The 23,710-nt window shown below is 47.3% G+C and carries 17 protein-coding genes and 1 tRNA gene; 6 read left to right on the top strand and 12 right to left on the bottom strand.

The genetic code is table 11. The features are described 5' to 3' along the window. Window positions 1-147: 147 nt before the first annotated feature. The 6 genes from L0M98_RS19240 to L0M98_RS19215 all read right to left on the bottom strand — a co-directional run bounded on the left by L0M98_RS19240 (window position 148) and on the right by L0M98_RS19215 (window position 9,550). Complete coding sequence (locus L0M98_RS19240) at window positions 148-1,731, bottom strand: PKD-like family lipoprotein (RefSeq protein WP_227217259.1); 1,584 nt, start codon at window positions 1,729-1,731, stop codon at window positions 148-150. Window positions 1,732-1,750: 19 nt separating this feature from the next. Next, window positions 1,751-2,491, bottom strand: coding sequence for a DUF4843 domain-containing protein (locus tag L0M98_RS19235; protein ID WP_227217260.1), 741 nt, complete (start codon window positions 2,489-2,491; stop codon window positions 1,751-1,753). A 20-nt stretch (window positions 2,492-2,511) separates the two neighbouring features. Then, on the bottom strand, window positions 2,512-4,080 hold the full coding sequence (locus tag L0M98_RS19230) for a RagB/SusD family nutrient uptake outer membrane protein (protein WP_227217261.1): 1,569 nt from the start codon (window positions 4,078-4,080) through the stop codon (window positions 2,512-2,514). A 15-nt stretch (window positions 4,081-4,095) separates the two neighbouring features. Continuing rightward, the gene (locus L0M98_RS19225) at window positions 4,096-7,506 is read right to left on the bottom strand and encodes a SusC/RagA family TonB-linked outer membrane protein (RefSeq protein WP_237961881.1); all 3,411 of its coding nucleotides are present in this window, start codon (window positions 7,504-7,506) and stop codon (window positions 4,096-4,098) included. Window positions 7,507-7,609: 103 nt separating this feature from the next. Next, window positions 7,610-8,773, bottom strand: a complete 1,164-nt coding sequence (locus tag L0M98_RS19220; RefSeq protein WP_186977478.1) for a FecR family protein — start codon at window positions 8,771-8,773, stop codon at window positions 7,610-7,612. A 204-nt stretch (window positions 8,774-8,977) separates the two neighbouring features. Next, entirely contained in the window at window positions 8,978-9,550 is a 573-nt protein-coding gene (locus tag L0M98_RS19215; RefSeq protein ID WP_186977480.1) for an RNA polymerase sigma factor, read from the bottom strand. A 234-nt stretch (window positions 9,551-9,784) separates the two neighbouring features. Here L0M98_RS19215 and L0M98_RS19210 point away from each other — a divergent pair. After that, window positions 9,785-9,861 (top strand) — tRNA-Asn (locus tag L0M98_RS19210). A 48-nt stretch (window positions 9,862-9,909) separates the two neighbouring features. On the opposite strand, the gene L0M98_RS19205 is transcribed toward L0M98_RS19210, so the two are convergent. From L0M98_RS19205 to L0M98_RS19195, 3 genes are all read right to left on the bottom strand, one after another. Beyond that, entirely contained in the window at window positions 9,910-10,128 is a 219-nt protein-coding gene (locus tag L0M98_RS19205) for a hypothetical protein (protein ID WP_227217263.1), read from the bottom strand. Then, window positions 10,115-10,282, bottom strand: coding sequence for a hypothetical protein (locus L0M98_RS19200; protein ID WP_227217264.1), 168 nt, complete (start codon window positions 10,280-10,282; stop codon window positions 10,115-10,117). Before L0M98_RS19200 ends, L0M98_RS19205 begins: the two co-directional genes overlap by 14 nt. A gap of 508 nt (window positions 10,283-10,790) precedes the next feature. After that, window positions 10,791-13,433, bottom strand: coding sequence for a sensor histidine kinase (locus L0M98_RS19195; RefSeq protein WP_227217265.1), 2,643 nt, complete (start codon window positions 13,431-13,433; stop codon window positions 10,791-10,793). 430 nt (window positions 13,434-13,863) lie between these two features. Here L0M98_RS19195 and L0M98_RS19190 point away from each other — a divergent pair, with 430 nt between their 5' ends. From L0M98_RS19190 to kbl, 5 genes are all read left to right on the top strand, one after another. Further along, on the top strand, window positions 13,864-14,181 hold the full coding sequence (locus L0M98_RS19190) for a TusE/DsrC/DsvC family sulfur relay protein (RefSeq protein ID WP_186977488.1): 318 nt from the start codon (window positions 13,864-13,866) through the stop codon (window positions 14,179-14,181). Window positions 14,182-14,192: 11 nt separating this feature from the next. Further along, the gene (locus L0M98_RS19185; protein WP_227217266.1) at window positions 14,193-14,846 is read left to right on the top strand and encodes a hypothetical protein; all 654 of its coding nucleotides are present in this window, start codon (window positions 14,193-14,195) and stop codon (window positions 14,844-14,846) included. Next, the gene (locus L0M98_RS19180) at window positions 14,843-16,165 is read left to right on the top strand and encodes a (Fe-S)-binding protein (protein WP_227217267.1); all 1,323 of its coding nucleotides are present in this window, start codon (window positions 14,843-14,845) and stop codon (window positions 16,163-16,165) included. Before L0M98_RS19185 ends, L0M98_RS19180 begins: the two co-directional genes overlap by 4 nt. 185 nt (window positions 16,166-16,350) lie before the next feature. After that, window positions 16,351-17,514, top strand: coding sequence for an aminotransferase class V-fold PLP-dependent enzyme (locus tag L0M98_RS19175; protein WP_186977492.1), 1,164 nt, complete (start codon window positions 16,351-16,353; stop codon window positions 17,512-17,514). Between the two features lie 211 nt (window positions 17,515-17,725). Further along, a complete protein-coding gene (gene kbl / locus L0M98_RS19170) occupies window positions 17,726-18,916 on the top strand; it encodes a glycine C-acetyltransferase (protein WP_227217268.1) in 1,191 nt (396 codons plus the stop codon). A 63-nt stretch (window positions 18,917-18,979) separates the two neighbouring features. On the opposite strand, the gene L0M98_RS19165 is transcribed toward kbl, so the two are convergent. The 3 genes from L0M98_RS19165 to L0M98_RS19155 are packed head-to-tail and all read right to left on the bottom strand — an operon-like array spanning window position 18,980 to window position 23,702. Further along, window positions 18,980-20,218, bottom strand: coding sequence for a thioredoxin family protein (locus tag L0M98_RS19165; protein ID WP_099289841.1), 1,239 nt, complete (start codon window positions 20,216-20,218; stop codon window positions 18,980-18,982). 7 nt (window positions 20,219-20,225) lie between these two features. Beyond that, entirely contained in the window at window positions 20,226-21,500 is a 1,275-nt protein-coding gene (locus tag L0M98_RS19160; RefSeq protein WP_227217269.1) for a thioredoxin family protein, read from the bottom strand. Window positions 21,501-21,527: 27 nt separating this feature from the next. Next, entirely contained in the window at window positions 21,528-23,702 is a 2,175-nt protein-coding gene (locus tag L0M98_RS19155) for a DUF5117 and DUF5118 domain-containing protein (RefSeq protein ID WP_227217270.1), read from the bottom strand. Window positions 23,703-23,710 lie beyond the last annotated feature (8 nt).

Raw genomic sequence — 23,710 nt, 5'->3', positions numbered from 1 at the left:
TTTAAATTTCACACGTGATATTACACCAACACGTACTTTACACTCTTACGCGAAGGCAATCTAAAAAAGAAGGATGTGCCGATGTATCCATCAAGAACAGGAGTCCCGTGACACACCCTTCCGTTCATCTATTACTTATAAAACACACTAATACAAATCCACATACGTATCCGTGGCAAACTCCATCAAATCCACGACCTTACCACCCACGTTTACCCTTGTTTCCTCCATAATCACGGGATTCGCGATATCCGTCAGATCAACCAAAAAGAAATCTCCGTTCTCCAACCCGATTCCCAACCTGTTATAATTAATATTATACGCATTATAACGGACCACCGTAATCTCGTGGTCGAAAGTCATAAACGGGTAATCCACGTCGTTCACCCGATTCACGTAACGCAACTCGTTTCCCTTGGTATAAAACGTGTAAATATTCGAATAAGGTTTATAATCGGCAGCTGCCGTCAGGAATTTCGTTCCCTTAGGCAAATTCCCACCCGGGAAACGTATCAAACTGGCGTGTTCATGCTCCACGCAAAGTCCGTTATTCTTATTCAACACGAAATCAGCCATCCATGTATCGCCATTCGCATCATTAAATATCATAGAATACATCTGATTATCACCGTATGGTAGATTTTTATGAGAAGAGGCGTACAAATGCAACACTTCCGTTCCAGCGGGCATATCCCACACGGGAAGCGGATGATTTGTTCCCGCAATATACGTTACCGGTAATATACTGAAAGGAGCTCTCATCCGAATCATCAACACCCTCCTATTCAACTCGTCGTAACACGGGGAAGTAATATTTGAAGGGGTTCTTCCCTGACCGAAATCCGTCACCTTGTATCCCTTCTCGTCTACCACGTACGGGTCTGCCAGATACTTACCGCCCAACCAGTTATCACTCATAATCCGTCGGAACAAACGTCCGTCCTCCGTCGCTATCCATGACACCTGTCCCCCGTGGAACACGTTGGAAATATTAAAGTTCGCCGGAATCCCGTCTTCAAATTCCTCTTTCACGTCCCCCACCGCCAATAAATTCTCATTATTCAACGTGTAACCGGACTGACTCGTGACAATCGTGGTCGCCCCCATGGGTGCAGATATATGCTTTGCCACGTGGTAACGCAATCTGCGAGGAGTGCCCGGCAATTTCATCCCGGGGTTCAACTCTTCATAAACGTTATCATACAACGTGTAAGTCGTCGTCGACATTCCCCCGACAGTCCTTCTCTTTATTTTATAAAAAGAAAGTTTCGAGTCCGCCCCGTTTTCCGAAAGAATCAGCCAATCTCCCTTGTAATACATGGGGCGGATAGTCAACCACGTGCGAACCATATACTTTATATCGGTTGTTTTGTCTATAATCGCGTAAGTACCGCTTCCGCCCGATGTTTCGGAAAAAGGCAGATTCAACTTCTTCACGATAGTATCCGCCGGCATTCTCAGATTCCGGTCTTCGGAGAAAAGAGTCCCGTTAAACCTCCACTCGTAGCGGGCGTTTGCCAATGCCGTCGCCGAATCTTTATCAAAACGGAACGGCACATTCACGTTAATCGTATCCCCCGCATACGTGGTAATGTATAAAGGACTTTGCGTGTAGTTCCACAACCATGTCGGCTCGTTTGTCTCTTTCAGATCATAATTTCCCTCGTCTTCAAAACATCCCGTCAGGAAGAAGATAAAAAGGAAACATCCTATTGTTATCAGATTCTTCATACTCTCTCGTTTTTGATAATTAAATTGCGACCTTCATTATACTTCCGTCCTCTTCGGTAACCGGCGGATTTTGCTCACTCAACCAAGCCTTGAATTTCATCACCAGCTTGATCGCCTGATCCGGACGCTCCTGTATCAAACGGGCACTCATCTCCGCATTCGTGTCAATCTCGTTCAGGAACAACTTGTATTTCTTCTCGGAATAAGTACCCAACAGATTATTTGTCACTTCGGTTGTCCACCAATCCGGTTTTATCGCTATTGTCGATACAATAATTTTTGCCCGACAACGTTCATACTGCCCTAACCCTATCATCTCATTCGGTACCAATTCCACGATCAACCTCACGGGAGCGTCGTCCATCCGGGCACTACGGTGTATTTTCACGAAAACCGTGTCTTTCACTTCCGTGGCGTCCTCCCCGACTGTGGTCGATTTAAACGTGTACACTGGTTCCAGCGTGTATTCCTCCCCAACGGCTGTCGTCCCGTCTGCCACCGTTTTCAACCCGAAAGTGACATCAGACGTCAGAAGTCGTCCGGATAAACACACGACCAGAGGAATCTCTATATCCCGCGTACCGTCCGGATAAAAGAAATAAGAAATAACCGTGGAATCAGCCGAGGCCGTACCCGGGTATACTTCGTCCATATAAAATTTCTCGAAAAAGATTTCTCGCCCGTCGTTAAAAGTCGGAATCTTCTTTTCCGTACAAGCAAAAAGCAAAGCCGGTAATATAAATAATATACACTTTTTCATATCTCTCAATTGAAAAATTATTACAATGATTCATTCGTTGGTATCGGTAACAAATATTCAGACCTGTTTAGCGGTCGAATAACATTTCTACCAAAATTCACCGCGGCGTTCAACCGTTTATATAAATAAAACAACTGTCCCTCGGCAATCCACTCCCGGCGGGCATCACGTATCAGTTCCTCCTCGAATTCCGCCCAATTCGATATGGAAATTGCCTCGGAACAACCTCTCCGGCTCCTGATCTCCATCAAGATACTTTTAGCCTCTGCAAAATTTCCTTGCCGGGCATAATATTCAGCCATAATATAACGCATCTCGGTAGCGCGGATAACGGGAAGTATCGTCACGTTATTATCTCTCACTGACTCGTTCTCGCTATAATACCATTTTCCGGAGAGAGGATATTGACCGTTCCCGTAAAAGATCATATTCAAAGAACGATAGTCAAGGACAGACTCATCCGTACCCTCGCGGGTTTCAAACGTCTTCTGATTCGTCCTGTTTATGACCAACCACGTCGGGTACCCGTTCGATTGCGGGGTAAAGAACTTCGACAAACTCAATTCATCATAAGCCTTTTCATTATAAACGGCAAAAATCAAATTACTCACCACCCGCAGATCACTCTTTGAGTTCCAGTTCGTGCTGGTCACTCCGGAATAATCATCGACGGCGAAAGCCTTCTGCCAACCGTAATAATCCTTCACCTCGAAAGCCATCACTTCCCGGGCGTATTCGAAAGCCTTTTGTTCCAACTCGGCGTATTGACATACCCGTGCCAGCAATGCCGTTATCGCGTAGTAATTCAACCGATACCCCCGCCCCTTGAAGAAATTCTCGATTCTCAAATTACTATTGTCATAGATTTCCGTACCGAACGAAAACGTGTTATAGAAACGCGCTTTCCCGGTAATCAACGTCCCTACGCCCACGTTACAGGTATCCCATTCCGCGACCAGCGTTCTGGCATACTCCAAATCCGTGATCACCTTGTCCAGAAACGGTTTGACCGCTATCGGGATAGCCGTGATATCGGGATAAGTTTCCACGTAAGGAACATAGATTTTCCCGTCATCATTCACCGGTGACGGGGCAAACAACCTCAACATATCAAAATGCATCAAAGCCCGGCACGCATAAGCCTCTCCCAAGATCAGATTCTTCTCCATTTCCCCCTGCGCGAACAAGTCCGGCGACTCGTTCGCCACGTTCTGTATCAGATTATTTGCATTCGCCACCACGTTAAAGGCTTGTCTCCATGTACTTTCTATCAGCGCGATCGCATCCGTCGTCATGTAATTAAATCCGGCGATATCCACGTATTTCTGGTCATAAGTGATAGTAGTACCCAAATCCATCTGGTACTGTTGGGAAATACAATCCACCATCCCGAACGACAACTCCCGCCCGTACAAACTGGCAGTTCCCATAGTTTTATACAATCCGTTCAGCGAGGCACGGTACCCGTCCCCGGAATTAAAAAGCTCGTCCTCCGTCACCTGCGTTTCCGGCTTCAAATCCAACCAAGAATCACAAGACACGAGGAAGAATAACGATGATATAATAATTATATTTATACAGGTTTTCATATCTCTAACTTTTAATTAAAAACCAATACTCAAGGTAAAACTGTAATTCTTGGCATACGGGTAATTAATACCCCGTTCCTCTTTCACCGTCGACCACCGGCACAAGTCATTAGCGTTAAACCGCAATCCCAATGAAGTCAATCTCCATTTCGAGATCATCTCTCTCCTGAAATCATAACCGACGGACAAACTGGCAAACTCCACAATATTTTCATCCTGAACGAAACGAGTCGTCGGGCGGGTTGATATCTGCTGTCCCAAGTCATAGAACGGAGCTATGTCTCCCGGTTTCCTCCACCTGTCGGAAAGCACCCTTTTGTCCACGTTACTAGTTTTGATATCAACCTCTTCTACCTTCTTCAACAACGTTTCGTTATACGTCTGTCCTCCCCACTGGTACCGGAAAGCGGCATTCAGATAAATCCCCTTGAACCCCACGTTAATGGCAAAAGTACCCTGAGCATCCGGAGACTCATCTCCCACCACTACCTGATCGTCCGCGCACCACGTGTAAGTACTGGTTCCTCCTTTTTTAATAAACTTCTCTTTCCCGTTTGCCGGATCAATTCCCGCAGAACGAACAGCATAAATTGCCGTTGTCGAGGCTCCCTTGTAATACTTCCGGAGGGGGGTCGCTTTCAACGCACTGTACCCGTAGCGGGCCTCGTAATTCTCGTCAATAGCCTTGTTATAAGCTTCAGAAGCAGCACCCAGTTCCGTAATCTCGTTTTTATTCGCACCCAGATTCCCGATCAAAGTAATCACCCAATCTTTATCCCTGTAAACGGTTGCCATCAAATCCAACTCAAAACCTTTGTTCACCACTGCACCCGAATTAGAACGATACTCGGAAAAACCGGAAGAAGGGCGTATAGAAATCTGATCGATCAAATCCTCTGTTTTCTTGTTATAATAATTGGCAGAGAAAGTAATACGATCATTCAGGAATCCCAACTCGATACCGGCATCTAATGTTTTCGTCGTTTCCCATTTCAACTTCGGGTTACCCAAGTACACCAGATAAGCGGCAGGCCCCGTGTAATACCAACCATCCGCGTCAATCTCGTAAGTGGTTACAGCCGTGTACGAGGGGAAATTCACCTTACCCGTACTTCCATACGATGCACGTACCCGCAACTTGCTCAATATCCCGTTATCTTTCAGCCAGCTGTAATTATGCACGTTAATACCCGCGCCAAATGACCAGAACGGGGCAAAACGCTTGTCCGAGCCGAACTGAGAGGAACCGTCCAACCGGAACGAACCGTCGAACAGATAGATATCGTTAAAGGAATAGTTCACAGATGCCAAGAAACCGAATAAACGGCTTTCCGTCTTGCCAACGGTAGTCTTATCCGGTTGTAAAGCCGCGAATGCCGCACTATGCAGGTTACCCAACTGAAATCCTCTAAAACCCATATTATGACTTTCCGAATGATCCTGTTTCGCGTTGATCCCCAACGTGGCGTTTATAAAATGCTTGCCCAGCGCCCTGTTGTAATAGAACATGGCGTTCACGTTCCAATTATACCCGCTACTCAGGTTTTTGGTCAAACGCCCCTTTTCCTGTGCGTCATAATAATCATAAGTCGGATCGTTCGGGTCAGAGAAACTCTCCGTCGTCTGTTCGGTCTTCGTTATACTGAATTGTCCCTTGAACTGTAACCCTTCCAGTATGTACAGATTAATACTGAAATTATCCATAAACTCGTGGTAACGGCTCCGTCCCGAATAACTTCGCAAATTTTTAACCTTCCACAACGGGTTTATCGCCCCCGCAAACCCCGAGAAATTCTTCAGCAAATTCCCGAAATCGTCATAAATCTCGTAATAGGGAAGTAAATTAACGTACGTACTGAACAATCCATAAGGAGAATCCTCCGAACGGGTAGAATTGTAGGACACGTAATTCCGGATTTGCAACTTCTTGTAACGGTAATCCAAAGACATCCCCGCCCCCATGCGGTCACGATAAGAGCCTTTCATCGCTCCCCCGTTACTGTCATAATTAAAATCAATAGAGTATCGGATGCTCTCCACCCCACCTTCTACATATAACGTGTGCTTGTGATTGAACACGTTACGTAAAGGTCGAGCCAACCAATCCGTGTCAACCCCTCTCAGTATCTTGTTCTTCACCGTGTTATAATCAATATCCAAACTGGCTTGAGTACTCGTGTTATCCGACGTGTACACGCCCGCGAGCCGCTCCGCTTCCAATTTCTCGACGGCATTACACATATTATAATCGGACAAATCCGGCAACACGGCACCGCCCGTGAAATTATAAGAAATACGCATTTCTCCCGGTTTCGGGGCTATCGTCGTAACGACCACCACACCGTTGGCCGCACGGGAACCATACATGGCGGTCGCCGCGGCATCCTTCAATATCGTGACATTCTCCACCCGGTTCATATCCATGTCGTAAATCTTCTGCACGCTCACCTCGAAACCATCCAGAATAAACACGGGCAAATTAGGATTATCCGTCAGATTCGTCCGTTGCGTCTGTTTCATATACTCCGTTTCCAAACTTTTATTCATCCCGATACTCGACTCGCCGCGGATATTAATCTCCGGCAAGGCGTTCGGGTCTGACCCCCACAATGAATTAGGCCGGATACGGAAAGAAGGGTCAAAATTCTGTAACGCCGAAATCATATTCTGGTTATTCGCCTTTAGCAACTGATCCCGGTCCACGGAAGTCACGTTACCCGTGAAACTCGATTTTCGGATATTCGCATATCCCGTCACCACAACATCTTCCAATGCGATCTTATCCTCTTTCATCACCACCCGGAGAGCCTTGCGAGTTTCGCCTTTCTTTAGGGCAGCGATCTTCACGTATCGCGTTTCCATCCCGACAAAAGTAAAAACCAGCGTTGCCGTATCAACAGGCAAAACAATACTGAACCCGCCATCGATATCAGTAGCGACACCCACGGTCGTTCCCCTGATCACCACCGTTACCCCCGGCAACGGCTTCCCCGTTTCGTCCACCACCGTACCTTTCACCGACTGGGCAACATTTTTCTTGTCGGTCGTGTCGCAGGCAAGCACCTCGTTCGTTTTCCGGATAACAATCAATTTATCCTCCACGAAATAAGTCAACCCCGTACCTTTCAAGCATTCGCGGAGAATCTCGTCTATTTCCACCGCCTTAAACCGCTTGTTCAACTTGTTGACACTCGCCACCTCGCTGTCCTTGTAAATAAAATAATAATCACTGTGCTGGCGAATCTCTTTCATTAAATCCTCGAATGTCGCGTTCTTCAGGTTAAAACTGAACACCACATGTTGCGAATGTACTGCCGCAGATAAATGCATAGCCGTACAAAAAAGGAAAAGAGCTAGAAAACGCATAGTTAATAAGATTTTTCGTATCCCCGACCAACGGAGATAACATTCTCGATTTTTTTTCATACATTTGTACCATTATATGATTAAACAATGCCCGCCCGGTTGCACCCGGTCGGGAGTCATACATGAGCGGTTAGAAGTTGCACCTTCCTATCGCTCATTTGCTTTACTCAGCCTCTACAACAACGGTCTTCCCTTGCACGGTAAACCGCACTCCACCCAAACTCTCGAACACGTTCAGCAACGTTTCCGCATTCTCGTAACGTTTCAATCTTCCGGAGAATATAATATCCTTCACCCCCGCATTCTGGTAAAATACCTCGACATCATACCACTTGGATATCAACGTCATGATATCCTCCAAACGTTGGGATTCAAACAAATACACCCCGTCTTTCCAAGACACGAACAACTCGACGTCCACTTTCCGCACATCGTTCCTCCCGCTCGCCTTATCATACACCAGTTGTTCCGACGGGCTCAACACGGCAACCTCTCCCGATGAATCGTCCACTTGCACGGCACCTTCCACCAGTGTCGTCATAATACACTCCTCGTCACTGTACGCCCGTACGTTAAACTTCGTTCCAAGCACTTTTATATCAATCTTCCCCGTGTTCATGATAAAAGGTCGCCCGGCATCTTCCGCCACCTCTGCGAATACCTCCCCGCTCACCCATATCCTGCGTTCTTCCCCCAAGAATGCAACGGGAAAACGGATTGAACTTTCCGAATTCAACCATACCTTCGTCCCGTCGTCCAAAGTCACGTTGAACTCCGCCCCGCGGGGAACCCGTATCGTGTTGTACACTTCCTCCTCGACAGAACTCGTGTCCTTCCCGGTATAAACCAACCCACCCCGGTTACTCACGATTCGCTTACTCCCGTCCACCACCGTAAAATTCTCCCGGTTCAACGCCTTGCTACTCCCGTCTGACAGCGTCAACGTCGCCATCGACTTGCCCGGCAATAAAGTCATCTCTCCCGGGTACTCCTGCCGCACGGAGTCCACCCGCTGTTCCAACAAGAAAAAAGTCACCAGCAACGGCAGAATCACCACGGCTGCCGCGGCTGCAATACGCCTCCACTCGATACGCCGCTGATGCCGTATAGCACGCCTCAACCGATCAAAATTATAATACTCGTCGAACCGTCGGTAAATGGCCTCCTTGTCCCGGTATGAAGCAGCCGCAATCAACCGTTCAAATACCTCCCGGTGTTCTGCGGCAGCTCCCAACCATCGGGTCAATTCCCCAAGTTGCCCCTCCGTGATCGAACCGTCAATATAAGCATAAATAATATCCGCGATTTTCAAATTCTCTTCCGACATATTCTATTCTCTTTTTAACCCTATAACACGAAAAAGTACACGGCATACTATCCATACCCACATTTTTTTTCCAACTCTCAATTGTCCTTACAATTGAGAGTTGGAAAAGTTGCAGGTTGCATTTGCCTTCGGCAAGTTACAGGTTGCTTTTCAAGACGGTATTTTAACTCCTCCTCTGTTCATCGAGCAGGAAAAAAACTTGAATTAATTAATATGATTTACATCGACAAAATAAAAAAGAAACAACAGGAATATCTTGTCTTTCAACCGAGCACGGAGAATCTCCCGGGCACGGGCACGCTGATTGCGTACCGTGTTTTCCGACACTTCCAACACTTCGGCGATCTCCGATATGGACATATCCAGCAAGGTAAGGTTAAAAACTTTCTTCATTGCCTCGGGCAAACGCTCCACCTCGTTCCGGATCCGGCGATGTAACTCTTCCTCGATCACGAAACAATCATCCTCCTCGACAAAAGTTTCCGGAACCGTATCATTCAAGGAAATCTTTTTCACCCGCGCCCGATCCCGATTATAATTCAAGCAGGCATTACGCACCGAAAGATACATGAACGAACGCAAAGAATAAATCGCCTCGAAATCCTCCCGGCGAGCCCACACCTTTATAAATACTTCCTGCACGATATCGGCAACGGCTGCATCATCTTTGACAAAGCGACTCCCGAAGGCACATAAGGCATGAAAAAATAAGCGGTAAACCTCCTTTAACGCCTTTTCCTTACCTTGATTCAAATCCCGAAGTATATTTATCTCCATATCAACCATTACGTTCTTTCGCTAATTCTCACAAATATATAAAAAAACCTAATACTTTATACAGAAACCAAAATAAAATATACTTACCTCCAATTCAAACGAAATCCTATTTCTTTGATTTTTAATCACCTGACAAGACACTAAAAATATTTTGTATCATTCAACAATTTTTTCTCCAAATAATTTTGCTCGATAGTACAAAACCCCTATATTTGCATCGCTTTTGAAAAAAATTCCTTAGTAGCTCAGTTGGTTAGAGCGGCGGACTGTTAATCCGTAGGTCGTAGGTTCAAGTCCTACCTGAGGAGCCAAGCAGGGTGAACCGACAGAAATGTCGGTTTTTTCTTTTATACAATTCTTCATTCCAACCTCCTTTTTGAAAGAGTCGGGATATTCTCGCGAAGAAAGACGTGTAGAACGAGCGTCTGCAGGGGAAGATAGGGGGTTATCTCGCACGTGAAATAATCGTTCTCCGAAAATTTCGAATTATCCTCCCGCTCGAAGAAAGGGTACAGGTGCACGCATGTTCCCCGCGCCGGGTCAAGGGAGAACACGGCTTTTCCGTCACCTCTCCACACCCCGCCCGTTCTTGCTGTACAGCCTTGCCGCCCGCCTCCACGAGGATACCTCTCCCAGTTCCAGCAGGAACTCAGTCACCAGTCGTTTCCCGTTGGTGAATTTGTTTATCGCTTGTTCCCGTCCGGGGGTACGTTTCCATTTTTTGCCGGACACGTTCCTGTTTCTCCTTCTCCGGATAACGGGATTGCCCAGCCGCCAGTAGAGAGTGGCGGTGGTTCCCCTGACCGTTTTTTCCCATGTAATAATTCTAAATCTGTTCTTATCATGATACTCTCTTTTCTTATATAATAGATTTTTCGTAAAAAATACCCCCCCTTTATAACGTAAAAAAAATAAAAACGGGATGTTTTTTTTGATTTTCTGCCTGGCAAGGGGGTATTTCTCCCGTTTGAATGCCCGGGGTGAGGCTAACAGGTCGCCCGCTCGCTCAAGGAGTTCGCGAGGATGTCACGTTTTTCCGGGGAGTACCGTGAATGTGCTGTTATCGTGCTGTTAAACCGCCTTGTCGGGTTAGCGGCAATTCAAGGGCAGGTTAAAAGCAGGTTTACGTGAAGCGCAACAGTACCGTCCCCCCCTGTAAATAAACAAGAAACAATAAAATAACCTGCAACTTGCCGAAGGCAAATGCAACATGTAACTTGCAACTCGCCGAAGGCGAAAACTACACTGTCTCCGGTCTTTTATAAGGTATTCTAAAATAAACCGTCGTTCCCTTACCAGGTTCCGAGGTCAAATAAATTTCTCCGCCCAACAACTCGATAATCGCCTTGCATATCGGCAGACCGAGTCCCGTTCCCTGCACGAACTCGTTCGCCTTGAAAAACCTGTCGAAAACACGCCCGAGAGATTCTTTTGATATTCCGATACCCGTATCCTCCACGAAACACTCGATCCAGTTTCCGTCATCCGATACTTTCGCACCGACAGCAACATGCCCGCGGGAAGTGAATTTCTTTGCGTTTCTTACCAGATTCAAAAATACCTTTGTCAACTTAATCTCGTCAGTTATAACCAGCAACTCTTCCCGTGGTCCCCGTTCAATAAATTCTACTCCTTCCGCGGCGTTCAAATGCCCGATATCCAACACCGAATGCACGAGAAAACGCATATCACACACACCCGGGTAACACGTTTCCTGCCCCGCTTCCAGACGCGACAAGTCAAGCACGTCATCCAGCAACCCCAACAAATCCCTGCTGTTATTTGAAATTGAATCCCTGAACAACTTTCTCTCCTCGTCCGAATACCCTTCCTCCGTCATCAAATTGGTGAAGCCGACAATACTGTTCAACGGTGTTCTGATCTCGTGTGAGATATTTGCCACGAAAGCGGATTTCAACCTGTCCGACTCCTCCGCCCGCCGCAGGGCGCTCGCCAACTCCTCTTCCGCCTCTTTATGCTTGTCGATGCTTATGCCCATCCCGTAAAGATACTGCACCTTCTTCCCGTCTGCCATCACGACTATTTCCATGACACCCCGGCTTGCCCACCAGTGATAATTCCCCGTTCGCGAGAAATCGACCCGACATTCAATGGCAAATTCCTTCATCTTCCCCTCCAACACTCGCTGAAAAACAGAGATGACGCTATCCCTGTCATCCGGGTGAATATGTGCCACAAACTTGTTCAAAGTATTCAGGTTTTCCTTCACGAACTCGTCTTCGGCAAAGCCCTCGCCGATATTCAATATATCATTCTCGACATCGTAATACCACGAGAACGCCTGTAGAGCGTTCACCGAAATACGCAGGAATTTCTGTTGCTGCCACTCCCTCGTTATATCCCGGAACATAATCACCGCACCGTAAACCTCGTTATCGAAGTTCAACAAAGGAGAGATGCTACCCGCCACCTTTTGTATCGGGGCATCCCCACCGGGAATCAACACGGTATCCAAAGCCAGATCCTTACGCGCTTTCTCCCGCATCACACCTTCCGCCAACTCCTCGATACCATGCCCCACTTTATCTCTGGCAACTTCACAAACCTCGTGAAGCGGCTTCCCGATAATCTTCCCCGCGAGTCCCAATCCCTCGACCGTAGCGCGATTCAACTCGATAATCCGCAATTCTCTATCCACGACCAAAATACCTTCACTCATGGAAGATAAGGTGTTCGATAAGATTTCCGTTTTTTCTTTTAACATGGTTGCCATTTGCTGGGCTGCCTTTTCGAGATACCCGCTCCGGCGTAACATTTTCCGGTAACGCAACTGGTACAAGACCAAACATACCAACATAAATACCAGAACACAGAAGACCAAGCATATAGCCACGATGTAAGTTTTATACGTGATCCAAAACGTACCCCGGTTATTCAAAATCACCTTGTCTGACGGTAGTTCGGAATGTTTCAAACGCCACATTCTTAACAGATTGTCATCGAACACGTGAACCGGCTTCAATGTGTCGACAGGAATAGAGCGAACAGATTTCCCTTTCAACACGTCCACCGCCATTTCCCCCAGCCGGGTACCCTGCTGTCCTAATGTAGTAACGTACCCACCGAAAACCCCTTTCCCCAGACCGCGGTCAAAAGCCGTGAAAACCGGTACCGCGGACTCGTTCGCATACGTGGCGTAATAAATATCCGGATTAAGATAGTCCCCGTTCTCCCCCTGTTGCCAAGTGGTCAAAATAACAAATGAAAGCGGGAATATATTCTGCAATTCACTCGCGAAAGCATCCACTCCCATCGTGGTATCGCTCACGAAATAAAGGGGAAAATCTTTCGTGTACTTCTCCAGTTGTTTCCTTGCCAGACGAGCTTGAACCTGTCCCTCCTCCGTCCGGTCCGAATAGACATATACTTGCTGCACCTCAGGGAACAACTTGCGTCCGGACAAGAATACACTCTCGTAATCAACCGGATAAACCACTCCCGTCACGTTATCCCGACCGGATACACGCCGGTAATCGGTCATCCCGCAAAAGATAACGGGAATCTCCCGGGTCAAAGGAATATTCAAAGAAAAAAGAGCGGCGGCAGCCTCTTCGTCCGACGCCACGATTAAATCCATATCCCCTTTTATATCCCTCAAGCAGGAATCCAACACCCGACGCCTCTCTTCCGCGCTCAACACTTTCTTGGCTCCCAGATAGATTTCTTCCAGTTCCATCTTAAACGGGGCTGAACGGAATTGTTGGATGAAAGATACCGACATCCTTTGATTTGCGGCTTGCCCTGCTTGATTCGAGCTAATAAACAATATTCTCTCGCTCGCGGGAGCAACCGTCGCTCCTCCTTGGGCACCAAACACGAATCCACTTAAAAATATTACCAATAATAATCGGATTATTTTCATCAAGGAATATTTTATAACAACCACAATATTTATTTTGTAAAGGTAATGTTTTTTAGTCAACAATTATCCAAAAATAGCCTATTTTGTTATTTCTTCGCTCGTGTAAATTATTTATACATCCAAATAAACTCGCCATACAGCTACTTAAAAAAGGTAAAAACAAAGCAGCTATCACCGCAAAAAAATAATTAATACATTATACTAAAGATAAAATCCTATCATCAAGACGTACCATAAATATTCTCTTTCAAGTAATTCCAAATATTATATATCAATCTGGCATACAGCAAAATATACCACTACTCAAGCCTACTATCCAACCCGGTTCATATCATATTCCCCCTATATTGCTTGAAACACATATTAAAATCATTGTTGTTTTTTCAAATATTTATTATATTGCAGGACAATCTAAAACCAAATAAACATTATGGCAACACTAGAAATTAAAGGAAAGATGTTTGAAGTGGATGGTGACGGTTTCCTCACCGATCCTGCAATCTGGAACGATGAGGTAGCACAACTATTTGCCGAAGCGGACGGAATCAACGAGTTGACGGATAAACATTGGGCTATCATCAAGATTATCCGCAACAATTTCGAGGAGAAGGGGAACGCACCGATGGTCCGGACAATCTGCAAAGAAACCGGATTGAAACTGAAAGAAATTTATGAATTATTCCCGTTAGGACCAGCCCGCGGCGCATGTCGGGTAGCAGGTCTGCCGAAACCGGACGGGTGCGTTTAAAATACACGACTATGTCTTGGTATATTTGGACCTCGTTGGCTGCACTTCTCTTTTGCGTGGTGCTGTTAGGGGGATATTTCCTACGGCTTTTGAAAAAAGGGTCGCCGAAAGACCTTTCCCAAAAATCCGAGAATATTGCTCAAGCAGTCTGTTACTCTTGTATCGGAGCCATGTCACCCGTGCAAAAAGAATCAGCTTATTTACACCTGCCCACCTATTCGGCAGGTATTATTTTTCATATAGGAAACTTCTTGGCATTGCTCGTGTACGTGATTATCGCCGCATCGGCAATCTTCAGCCTCGTGATTCCTGTTGAAAGCGTAACGAACTTGTTCATCATCGTGCCGGCAGCCGCGATTCTAGTTGCCGGCATCTGTGGACTATCCTTATTCATTAAACGTATCGTGAAAAAAGAACTCCGGGAGCTATCCTGCGCGGACGATTACATTTCCAATTTTCTCTGCACGGTCATGCTCTTCGTTTCGGCGTATTCCCTGTGGATGTTCCAATTCGGGGCGGTATACTTCGTCACGATGGCACTCCTTTTTATATGGATGCCGATCGGTAAGATCAAACACGTGCTTTATTTCTTCTTCGCGAGATACCATTTAGGCTTTTTCTACGGCTGGCGTGGAACATGGCCTCCTAAAAAAGCTACCGTATGATGAACAATATCACGAACGAACAAAAAGCCAAAGCCCTTGCCGTCCTCGACAAGACGAAGGACAGCAAGCTGGAAACCCACTTGAACTCATGCGTGCGTTGCGGGCTGTGCGCAGATAGTTGCATGTACTATCTCACCATGAAAGCAAGCAAGTTCATCCCGGCGAGAAAAGTAGACCTCGTCAGCTCCATTTACAGGCGCTACCGGACATGGCAGGGAGCCGCGTTCCCAAAATTGTTCCGCGCCCGGGAATTGAACCGGGAGATGTGCGACGAGATGATCGATTCCCTTTTCGGGGCTTGCACCATGTGCGGGCGCTGCGTGAAACATTGCTCTATCGGGGTAGATATTCCCTTCGTGGTGAAGAAAGGAAGGGAAATGCTCGCCGAGATGGGCATGGTGCCGAAAACCCTGCAATCCACGGTTGACGCGGCGGTTAACACGGGCAACAACATGGCTATCCCCACGGAAGAATTCGTGGACACGATTCAATGGATGGAAGAAGAATTGCAGGACGAAATGGAAGACCCGAAAGCAGGCTTGTTCCTCGACCGGACGGACAAAAACGTGTTTTACACCGTGAACCCGCGCGAACCGAAGTTCTTCCCGCTCTCCATCGCCGCCATGGGCAAAGTGTTCTACGCCGCCGGCGAGGACTGGACGCTCTCGTCCAAGTACTACGATGTGACGAATTACGGCTACTTCAACGGCAACAACGCCGAGGCAACCCAAATCGCCCGTAACCTCTACGACGAGATACACAAACTCAATTGCAAACGCCTCGTGCTGGGAGAATGCGGTCACGGTTCCCGTGCCATGCGCTGGGAAGGCCCGAACTACCTCAAAACGAAGTACGATTTCGACACGATTACCGTGGTTGAATTGATCGGGGAATATATCCGTGGCGGACGCATCAAACTGGACAAGACGCTCAACGATAAAGTGGTCACCATACACGACCCCTGCAATCTCGTGCGCAACGGCGGATTACTCGATGAAATCCGTTTCGTCGTGAATGCGGCGGCAGCCCACGTGGTGGAAATGACGCCCTACGGCACCGACAACTTCTGTTGCGGCGGCGGCGGCGGGGCTCTTGCCATGAGCGAGTACAACGAACGACGCCTCAAAATCGGTAAAGTCAAAGCCGACCAAATTACCGCCACCGGGGCACAAATCGTGGTCACCCCTTGTCACAACTGCGTGGACCAATTAACGCAAATCAATCACACGTACAATCTGGGCATTACCATAAAGACCGTGGCGGAACTGGTCGCAGATGCCCTGATTATTGAAAATGGAGAATTGAAAATTGGAAATTAAAAATAAAGAAACTCCTCCGGCACTCCGTGCCACCTCCTCTATAAACAGAGGAGGAGCTGGTGACTAATTCGAAGGTCGTGAGTAATTCAAATTTTGAACAAAAAAATGGTCGGCTTGTGCGGTTGGAATTTAAAATCTAAAATTTAAAATCTAAAATTAATTAGGATCTAAAATTAATACAAGTTATGAGCAAATTAATCTACTTAGACAATTCAGCAACCAGCTTCCCGAAGCCGGACGTAGTTTATGATTTCATGAACGACTTCTATCGCAAACATGGTGTTAATCCCGGACGCTCCGGATTCGATGCTGCCGTTGAAACGGAAGAAGTGGTGAACAGCACCCGCAAGATGCTGACGAAACTCTTCAACGGGGGAACAGACCACAACCGTTTGACGTTCAGCTACAACGCCACAGATTCATTAAACCTCATCATCAACGGTCTGGTGGAGAAAGGCATTCACGTGGTTTCCACCATGCTGGAACACAACTCGGTATTGCGTCCCCTCAACATGCACCATCAAAACGGTACGATTGACGTGACTTACGTTTCTTTTGACGAGAACGGTTACGTGCATCCCGACGACATCAAAAAAGCGATTCGACCGAATACCAAATTCGTGGTGGTTACCCATTGTTCCAACGTACTGGGAACAATCCAACCCTTGGCTGAGATCGGGAAGGTATGTAAAGAAAAAGGTGTAATATTCGTGGTTGACGGCAGTCAGGGTGCCGGAGCCGTGGATCTGGATATGCAAGCCTCGAATATCGACGTGTATTGCTTCACCGGACATAAATGCCTCATGGGCCCGACGGGAATCGGCGGTTCATACGTGCGTGAAGGCATCGAGATCAAACATACCCGCGCCGGAGGTACCGGAGTACGTTCCGCTTATCCCGTGCATCTGGATGAATACCCGTATCGTTTGGAATACGGAACGTTGAACCTGTTAGGCGTTGCCGGATTGAATGCCGGGGTAAAATGGATTCAAGAACAGGGTATCATGAATATACACCACCGGGAAATCCAATTATGGGATAAACTGCGCAAAGCGTTACAGGACATCGAAGGTGTTACCACTTATTGCGCCAATAGCCCCGAGAACAAAAACCCGGTACTTAGTTTCAACATCAACGGATTCGATTCCGCTGACGTGGGTACCATGCTCGACGTGGACTACAATATTGCCGTTCGCACCGGATTGCAGTGTGCCCCGAAAGTACACGAGGTGATCGGCACGTTCGACCTCCACGGCACCGTTCGCATGAGCATCGGCGCCTTCACCACGGAAAAAGACGTGAACACGGCGATCGAGGCAGTAAAGGAAATTGCCGCTATCAGAAACTAACGCAAGGGAAATTTTAGGAACCAAAGGTCGACTTTATGGACTTTACTAGAAGGGGGTGTCAAAATGACTTTTGACACCTCTCTTGTTTTCAAGCAAATAACACTTTCGAATTTTTTCCCCGAATAAAGTACGATATATTCATTTTCGAATACGTTATAAGTAAAAAATGATTACTTTTGAGGCCATTAAAACAAACATTAAAATTAGCGATATGTACGGAAAATTTCAAGACTTTTTAAAGACTGAATTACAGTCGATAAAAGACGCCGGCTTATACAAAAGCGAAAGAATTATCGTGACCCCGCAAGACGCGGAGATTAAACTTGCCACGGGAGAAACAGTGTTAAACTTTTGCGCGAACAACTATTTAGGACTTTCTTCCGACCCGACGGTCATCGAGGGTGCCAAGAAAGCATTGGACAGCCGCGGTTACGGTATGTCTTCTGTACGTTTTATTTGCGGAACTCAAGATATACACAAGGAACTGGAAGCTAAAATTTCTCAATTCTTCGGCACGGAAGACACGATCCTCTACGCCGCTTGTTTCGACGCTAACGGCGGGGTATTCGAACCGTTATTTGGACAGGAAGATGCCATCATCTCCGACGAGTTGAACCACGCTTCCATCATCGACGGAGTTCGTCTTTGCAAAGCCGTACGTTACAGATACAAACATGCCAACATGGCTGACCTAGAGGAACAATTGAAGATTTCTCAGGCTCAACGCTACCGCATCATCGTTACCGACGGTGTGTTCTCCATGGACGGGGATATCGCCAAGATGAACGAAATCTGCGACTTGGCTGAAAAATACAACGCACTCGTAATGGTTGACGACAGCCATGCTGCCGGATTCATCGGTAAGACTGGACGCGGTTCAGCCGAACACCACAATTGCATGAACCGGGTAGATATCTTCACCGGAACCCTCGGTAAAGCTCTCGGCGGTGCCATGGGCGGATACACGACCGGTAAGAAAGAAGTGATCGATATGTTGCGCCAACGTTCAAGACCTTACCTGTTCTCCAACTCCTTGTCCCCGGCAATTTGCGGTGCATCTATCGCCGTATTCGACATGCTGACAAAGAGCACCGAATTGAGAGACCGCGTGATGGACAACGCCAACTACTTCCGCACTAAATTGACGGAAGCCGGATTTGACTTGAAACCGTCCGAATCAGCCATCTGTGCCTTGATGCTTTACGATGCAGTGCTTTCACAACAATTCGCTGCCGAACTGCAAAAAGAAAACATCTACGTTACAGGATTCTACTACCCGGTTGTACCGAAAGGACAAGCCCGCATCCGTATCCAATTGTCAGCCGCACACACTCGCGAGCAACTGGATCGTGCCTTGGCTGCCTTTATCAAGATCGGTAAGAAACTCGGGGTCATCAAGTAAACGAGATTATCTTATATACAAAAAGGGCGTGATTGTGCACGCCCTTTTTTCATTACCCGCTTTTTAATTGCCGTATTCCTCTTTTATCCTTTTCACTTCCGTGTAAACAAAATCCCCCTGACTCATGGACTTGACAGCTAAGTCGATGTATTTTCTACCCTCTTTCTTCTGCCCGGACAAGAAAAGTATCTCCGCATAATACGCCATCCCTACCGCATCTTTTTCGTCCAACTTCTCTTTCAACCATTTCAAGGCTATATTTCTTTGTTCCCGATTCTGTGCCTTTTTCCCCAATTGATGGGCGTACGATCTTGCCAATGTACCGTTTTCCTGTTCCCCGTATATGGGGATTAATTCCAACAAAGCTTCCAAATACAGATCGTCTTTGCGGTATCTTTGGGCATAATACATTTTCCGGTTAGATACCATTTCTTTAAAATTCTTCTCTAATGAAGGGTATTTCACACACAAGTCGTTATAAATACCGTCCCATTCCGGCATTCTAGCGGAGTCATTCACGAGAGGCAGAACCATTTCCCGCTCGATAAGCCCCACCACTTTTTTCTTGGCACTGCCTTCCCCCAGAACGGCATCCACTTCTTCCGGGTGTTCCAGAAAGAACCTAAAAGTTTCATCCCGCGTACCGGACATGAAATCATTGGCATAACGGATTCCTTTCTCCAAAACCCGCTCCTCGGGAGTAATGGTCTGCCAGAAGACATTGGCGACCTTCATGGCATTCACCCCATCCCGCCGCATGGCGAAATCAATTGACAGGTCGTAGAGAAATTCCACGTCCCGTTCTCCCGCCTCAAATGCACGTAAACGGGTGTACAACTGTTGCTTCTCGTCCAAAGCATTCTTTCCCAACTCGATAAAAGCACCGGCATTATTCGTCGCTCCCGGCATGGAATGCACAATCTCCCCTTTGGAATTAAAGAAAAGTAAAGTCGGTACACTCTGTATCTTGTAGGTCTTTTGTATCTTTTCCGCTTCTTGATACCATGCTTTGACATACTCGTCATCGTTTGCCGTTTTATTAAGTTGTAGCTTCACGCAAACAAAATGCTCGTTAAAAAAGTTCCCGACTTCCTCGTTCGGGAAAACGGCTTGTGCCATGGCTTGACAAGGTCCGCACCACGTCGCCATGACATCCATAAAGATGTATTTATTCTCTCGTGTTGCCTTTTTCACGACCTCTTCCCAACTCATGCTTTTATCAAACCGGATACCTTTATTCTCTTGGGCAATTGTCCCCACCGGAAACAATAAAGCCAATAACACGAGCACTTTAAACCTCATAACTGTTTTAATTAATTTCATTCATCACTTGCTTTAAAAACTTCATCTCCCGGGCGTTCTTTTTTTTCATTTCCATTGCCCTCTCGTGTAGTTTACTCCCTTCCTCGGTCAGCTTCAACGCCGTGTTCACGCATTTCAACCCTTTCCCCTTTTGTTTGTTCAAGAAAAGGATATCCGCGTAATTCAACAACTGATAAGCGTTCGTTTCATCCAACGTGCGCTCCAGCCACTCGAGGGCAATTTTACCCGCTTCTTTGTCTTGAGCCTTGCGTCCCAATTCGTACGCGTAATTAGGAATCAACACCTCACTCCCTTCCTCCCAACAGATAGGCAACAACTCTTTCAGCGCGGCGGCACAAAGCCCATCATTATGATACCGTTGCCCGTATCCTAATTTCCGGTTCAATAACATTTTCCGGATACTCTCTTGTTTCTTCGGGTATCTCTCCGTTAATTCCCGGTAAAGCCCGTCCCAATCGGGTATATTCACGGAATCCTTCATCAGCGGATTGATGTATTTCGCCTCGATTGCCCGTATTACTTTCTGATCCGCCACTCCTTTCCCGAGTACGGCATCGACCCGCTCCGGGTGATCCATGAAAAGAGGGAGCATGGAGTCGTCAACACTCTCGAAAAAATCGGCGGCATAACGGATACCCTTGTCCAGTAACCGTTCTTCCGGGGTTATCGTCTGCCAAAAAGTATTACCCACCTTTCTCGCCATCACCTTATCGCCCAACATCAAGAAGTTCACGGACAATTCATACAGGAACTCCACGTCACGCTCCCCTGCCTCGTATTTTTTCAAACACGTGAATATTTGCCGGTTCTCGTCCAAGGCTATTTTGCCCGCCTCCACGAAACGCCCGGCATCAGGCATCCCGCCCGGGATGATATGCACCAACTCCCCTTGCGGGTTATAGTATAAAGACGTGGGCAACACCTTGATTTTCGCTTTCGTGCATATATCGTTCACCTCCTTGTGCCAAGCCTTCACGTACTCGTCGTCCTTGGCGGTTTTGTCCGTTTGCAATTTGACGCAGATAAAATGCTCGTTGTAGAAATCTCCGACCTCCTTTTGAGGAAAGATATTCTTGACCATAGCTTGACAAGGTCCGCACCACGTGGCCATAACGTCCACGTAGATATATTTATTCTCCCGCGTGGCCTTTTCAACCACTTCCCGCCAACTCATGCTCTTGTCAAAGCGGATTCCCTGTTCTTGTGCCCTCGTAAGGCCCGGCATACAAAGCACCAATGCAATAATAATAATCAATTTCATACGTTTCTTTTTTTAATTTACAACATACTATAATACATCCTCTATTTTAGTTTTATAACTCATCCAACTCTCCCGTTCCACCCCGCCAACCGTTCCGGACAAGGCTTGTTCAATCCTTCCGTGCAGTTTACGCAAATGCACCCGCAAAGCTACCGACTCATTACTTTTGGCATACCCTCGCGCAACTTTCCCAACGATCTCCAAGTAACGCAACCGCAAAGCCTTCATACAAGCATCTTCATGTCCCGCATCAACCCATATAGCCCGATACAGACCGTCTAAAAATTCATCTGCCGTGTAGGGGGAATCCTCCCCGGACATGATGTTATTCAAAGCAAACCGGCTTATACTTGTTTCAAATAAAAACTCAAGCACGGCGCTTTGCCAACTTGTAATCATTTCTACCGGATCGATTCCGGCTTTTCGGATTAACGCCGAACGTATCAACCATTGCGGCGTGGCAAAAACCTCCCGAACTAGAAACTCCATCGCTTTTTCCTGTCGCTCCCGTCCCACGGGGAAAAGCACGGGTACATACGCGCAAGAGGCTTCCGGTCGGACCTCCATACCGCCAAATTGCTGAAGAGCGGGCAACACGGTAGTGTACAATACTCCTGTTTTCTCTCCGGCGTGTCGTACCCATGACACCCACCCCGTCGTGTCACGCTTGCCCGCGAACATCCGCTTCACGTTCTCCAAAGTGTAGCCCACACTCGCTATCGGATCATCTCCTTGATTCTCTAAATTAGCAACAGCCCGTGAATTGTCACACCACCGGAACTCCGGTCGTGCCATATTTGCCAACAATGCCGCGGCACATTCCTTTTCCCCGTAACGATATCCCCAATTGATCGCCCAACAATCATACTCCCCCACCACGGGAAACATACCCGCCATTCCGACCATATCTTCCGGCTGTGCCACCGTGTTCAGCATGACACCCCCCATGATAGAGGATGACATTTCCCCAACTCTATCCCGCAAATTCTCCACGGGAATCCATGCAGAGGCAAGCCTGTTCGGCAATAACCCCAAAGCTATACCTACCCTTTGTCCTACCGTTACACGGATCAGATTACCCGTGATTTGTTTCTCCGTTTCCCCGGAATGATCTCCCGCTTTCCATAGAGCACTCCTTGCGATCCATTCGTATCTCAAAGAATCCAACGCTTGCGGCGACCAATGCACCCGGGCTTGTACAATTTGCCCGCTCCGGGGATCGACATTCACATCCACGACCTCTCCCCGCAAGGAATCCTGATAAAGAATTACCCCGCTCAACGACGATATTTCCCGCGACAGTTCTCCCGGCAATTCCCGTGCAACGATAGCATTCTTGAATCCGGTAGCCTCAAAAGCCCGCTGCCAGTCCTCGACAGCCCGGACAAAATAAGGTCGCCAACAAGCAGGAATCGCAGGATCGAGATAAAACACTATCGGCTCGTGAGGTTCCGTCAACTTCCCCTGCTCGTACGCCCCCATGTCACGAGGCTCTAACGCCCATCTCCTCACAACATGGCGAGTACGCACGCCCGTACTCTCATCCTTAAAATAATCGTACGAAACAGAAGAAAACCCCACTCTCCTGTCTCTTTCCCGTGCTTGCCACGGGACATCCGGTAACAGGAAAAACGTGGTTGTCACCGGCATCCCGGTCATTTTATCTCCTTCCCGTTTCCACTCACGACGTATGGCAGGCATTTCCCGCGTTACCGTGCAATAGAAACGATCATTCTCTCCACGAAAACGCACAATTTCCTTTCCCTCGCCATCAAACAACGGTTGTCCCCCTTTCATCATCCCCGTCACATCTATCACGATATAATCGGAAGATTCATTCAGAATCGGGCAATTCATGGCAGGCAACTCCACCTTGCCACGGGCTAACAATCTCCTCATCCCCGGAGAAGTTTCTCTTTCGTCAAAACGATAATCCGGCAGATACACATCCACCTTCCCGGCTTCCCCCGGTCTGAAAATGACGGTTCTCTCCTTTCCCCATCGGCTCCCCAGCTGATAGGTACGATTCTCGTGCACGGAATCCAAACGACTCACGACCAAAAAAGTCCTTCCCAACATCTCCCGGGGCATTTCCAACAGACATTTCTCCCCGGAAGCGTACACTCGAAAAGCAGACGCATAACCATCACCGATGCACAACACCCGGATAAGCAACAGAATACAAAATATTTTCCGATACATACAATACA

It is taken from the genome of Butyricimonas sp. DFI.6.44 (assembly GCF_022132345.1).
GTDB classification, from domain to species: Bacteria; Bacteroidota; Bacteroidia; order Bacteroidales; family Marinifilaceae; genus Butyricimonas; species Butyricimonas muris.
Note: the sequence above shows the minus strand (reverse complement) of the source record. Positions and strands in the feature narration are given on the sequence as shown.

Excerpts from the sequence above, each read along its gene's own strand:
- L0M98_RS19230 (WP_227217261.1), bottom strand. The coding sequence starts at position 4,080 with ATGAAAACCTGTATAAATATAATTATTATATCATCGTTATTCTTCCTC.
- L0M98_RS19215 (WP_186977480.1), bottom strand. The coding sequence starts at position 9,550 with ATGGAGATAAATATACTTCGGGATTTGAATCAAGGTAAGGAAAAGGCG.
- kbl (WP_227217268.1), top strand. The coding sequence starts at position 17,726 with ATGTACGGAAAATTTCAAGACTTTTTAAAGACTGAATTACAGTCGATA.
- L0M98_RS19240 (WP_227217259.1), bottom strand. The coding sequence starts at position 1,731 with ATGAAGAATCTGATAACAATAGGATGTTTCCTTTTTATCTTCTTCCTG.
- L0M98_RS19165 (WP_099289841.1), bottom strand. The coding sequence starts at position 20,218 with ATGAGGTTTAAAGTGCTCGTGTTATTGGCTTTATTGTTTCCGGTGGGG.
- L0M98_RS19220 (WP_186977478.1), bottom strand. The coding sequence starts at position 8,773 with ATGTCGGAAGAGAATTTGAAAATCGCGGATATTATTTATGCTTATATT.
- L0M98_RS19180 (WP_227217267.1), top strand. The coding sequence starts at position 14,843 with ATGATGAACAATATCACGAACGAACAAAAAGCCAAAGCCCTTGCCGTC.
- L0M98_RS19190 (WP_186977488.1), top strand. The coding sequence starts at position 13,864 with ATGGCAACACTAGAAATTAAAGGAAAGATGTTTGAAGTGGATGGTGAC.
- L0M98_RS19225 (WP_237961881.1), bottom strand. The coding sequence starts at position 7,506 with ATGAAAAAAAATCGAGAATGTTATCTCCGTTGGTCGGGGATACGAAAA.
- L0M98_RS19195 (WP_227217265.1), bottom strand. The coding sequence starts at position 13,433 with ATGAAAATAATCCGATTATTATTGGTAATATTTTTAAGTGGATTCGTG.
- L0M98_RS19235 (WP_227217260.1), bottom strand. The coding sequence starts at position 2,491 with ATGAAAAAGTGTATATTATTTATATTACCGGCTTTGCTTTTTGCTTGT.
- L0M98_RS19155 (WP_227217270.1), bottom strand. The coding sequence starts at position 23,702 with ATGTATCGGAAAATATTTTGTATTCTGTTGCTTATCCGGGTGTTGTGC.
- L0M98_RS19160 (WP_227217269.1), bottom strand. The coding sequence starts at position 21,500 with ATGAAATTGATTATTATTATTGCATTGGTGCTTTGTATGCCGGGCCTT.
- L0M98_RS19175 (WP_186977492.1), top strand. The coding sequence starts at position 16,351 with ATGAGCAAATTAATCTACTTAGACAATTCAGCAACCAGCTTCCCGAAG.
- L0M98_RS19185 (WP_227217266.1), top strand. The coding sequence starts at position 14,193 with ATGTCTTGGTATATTTGGACCTCGTTGGCTGCACTTCTCTTTTGCGTG.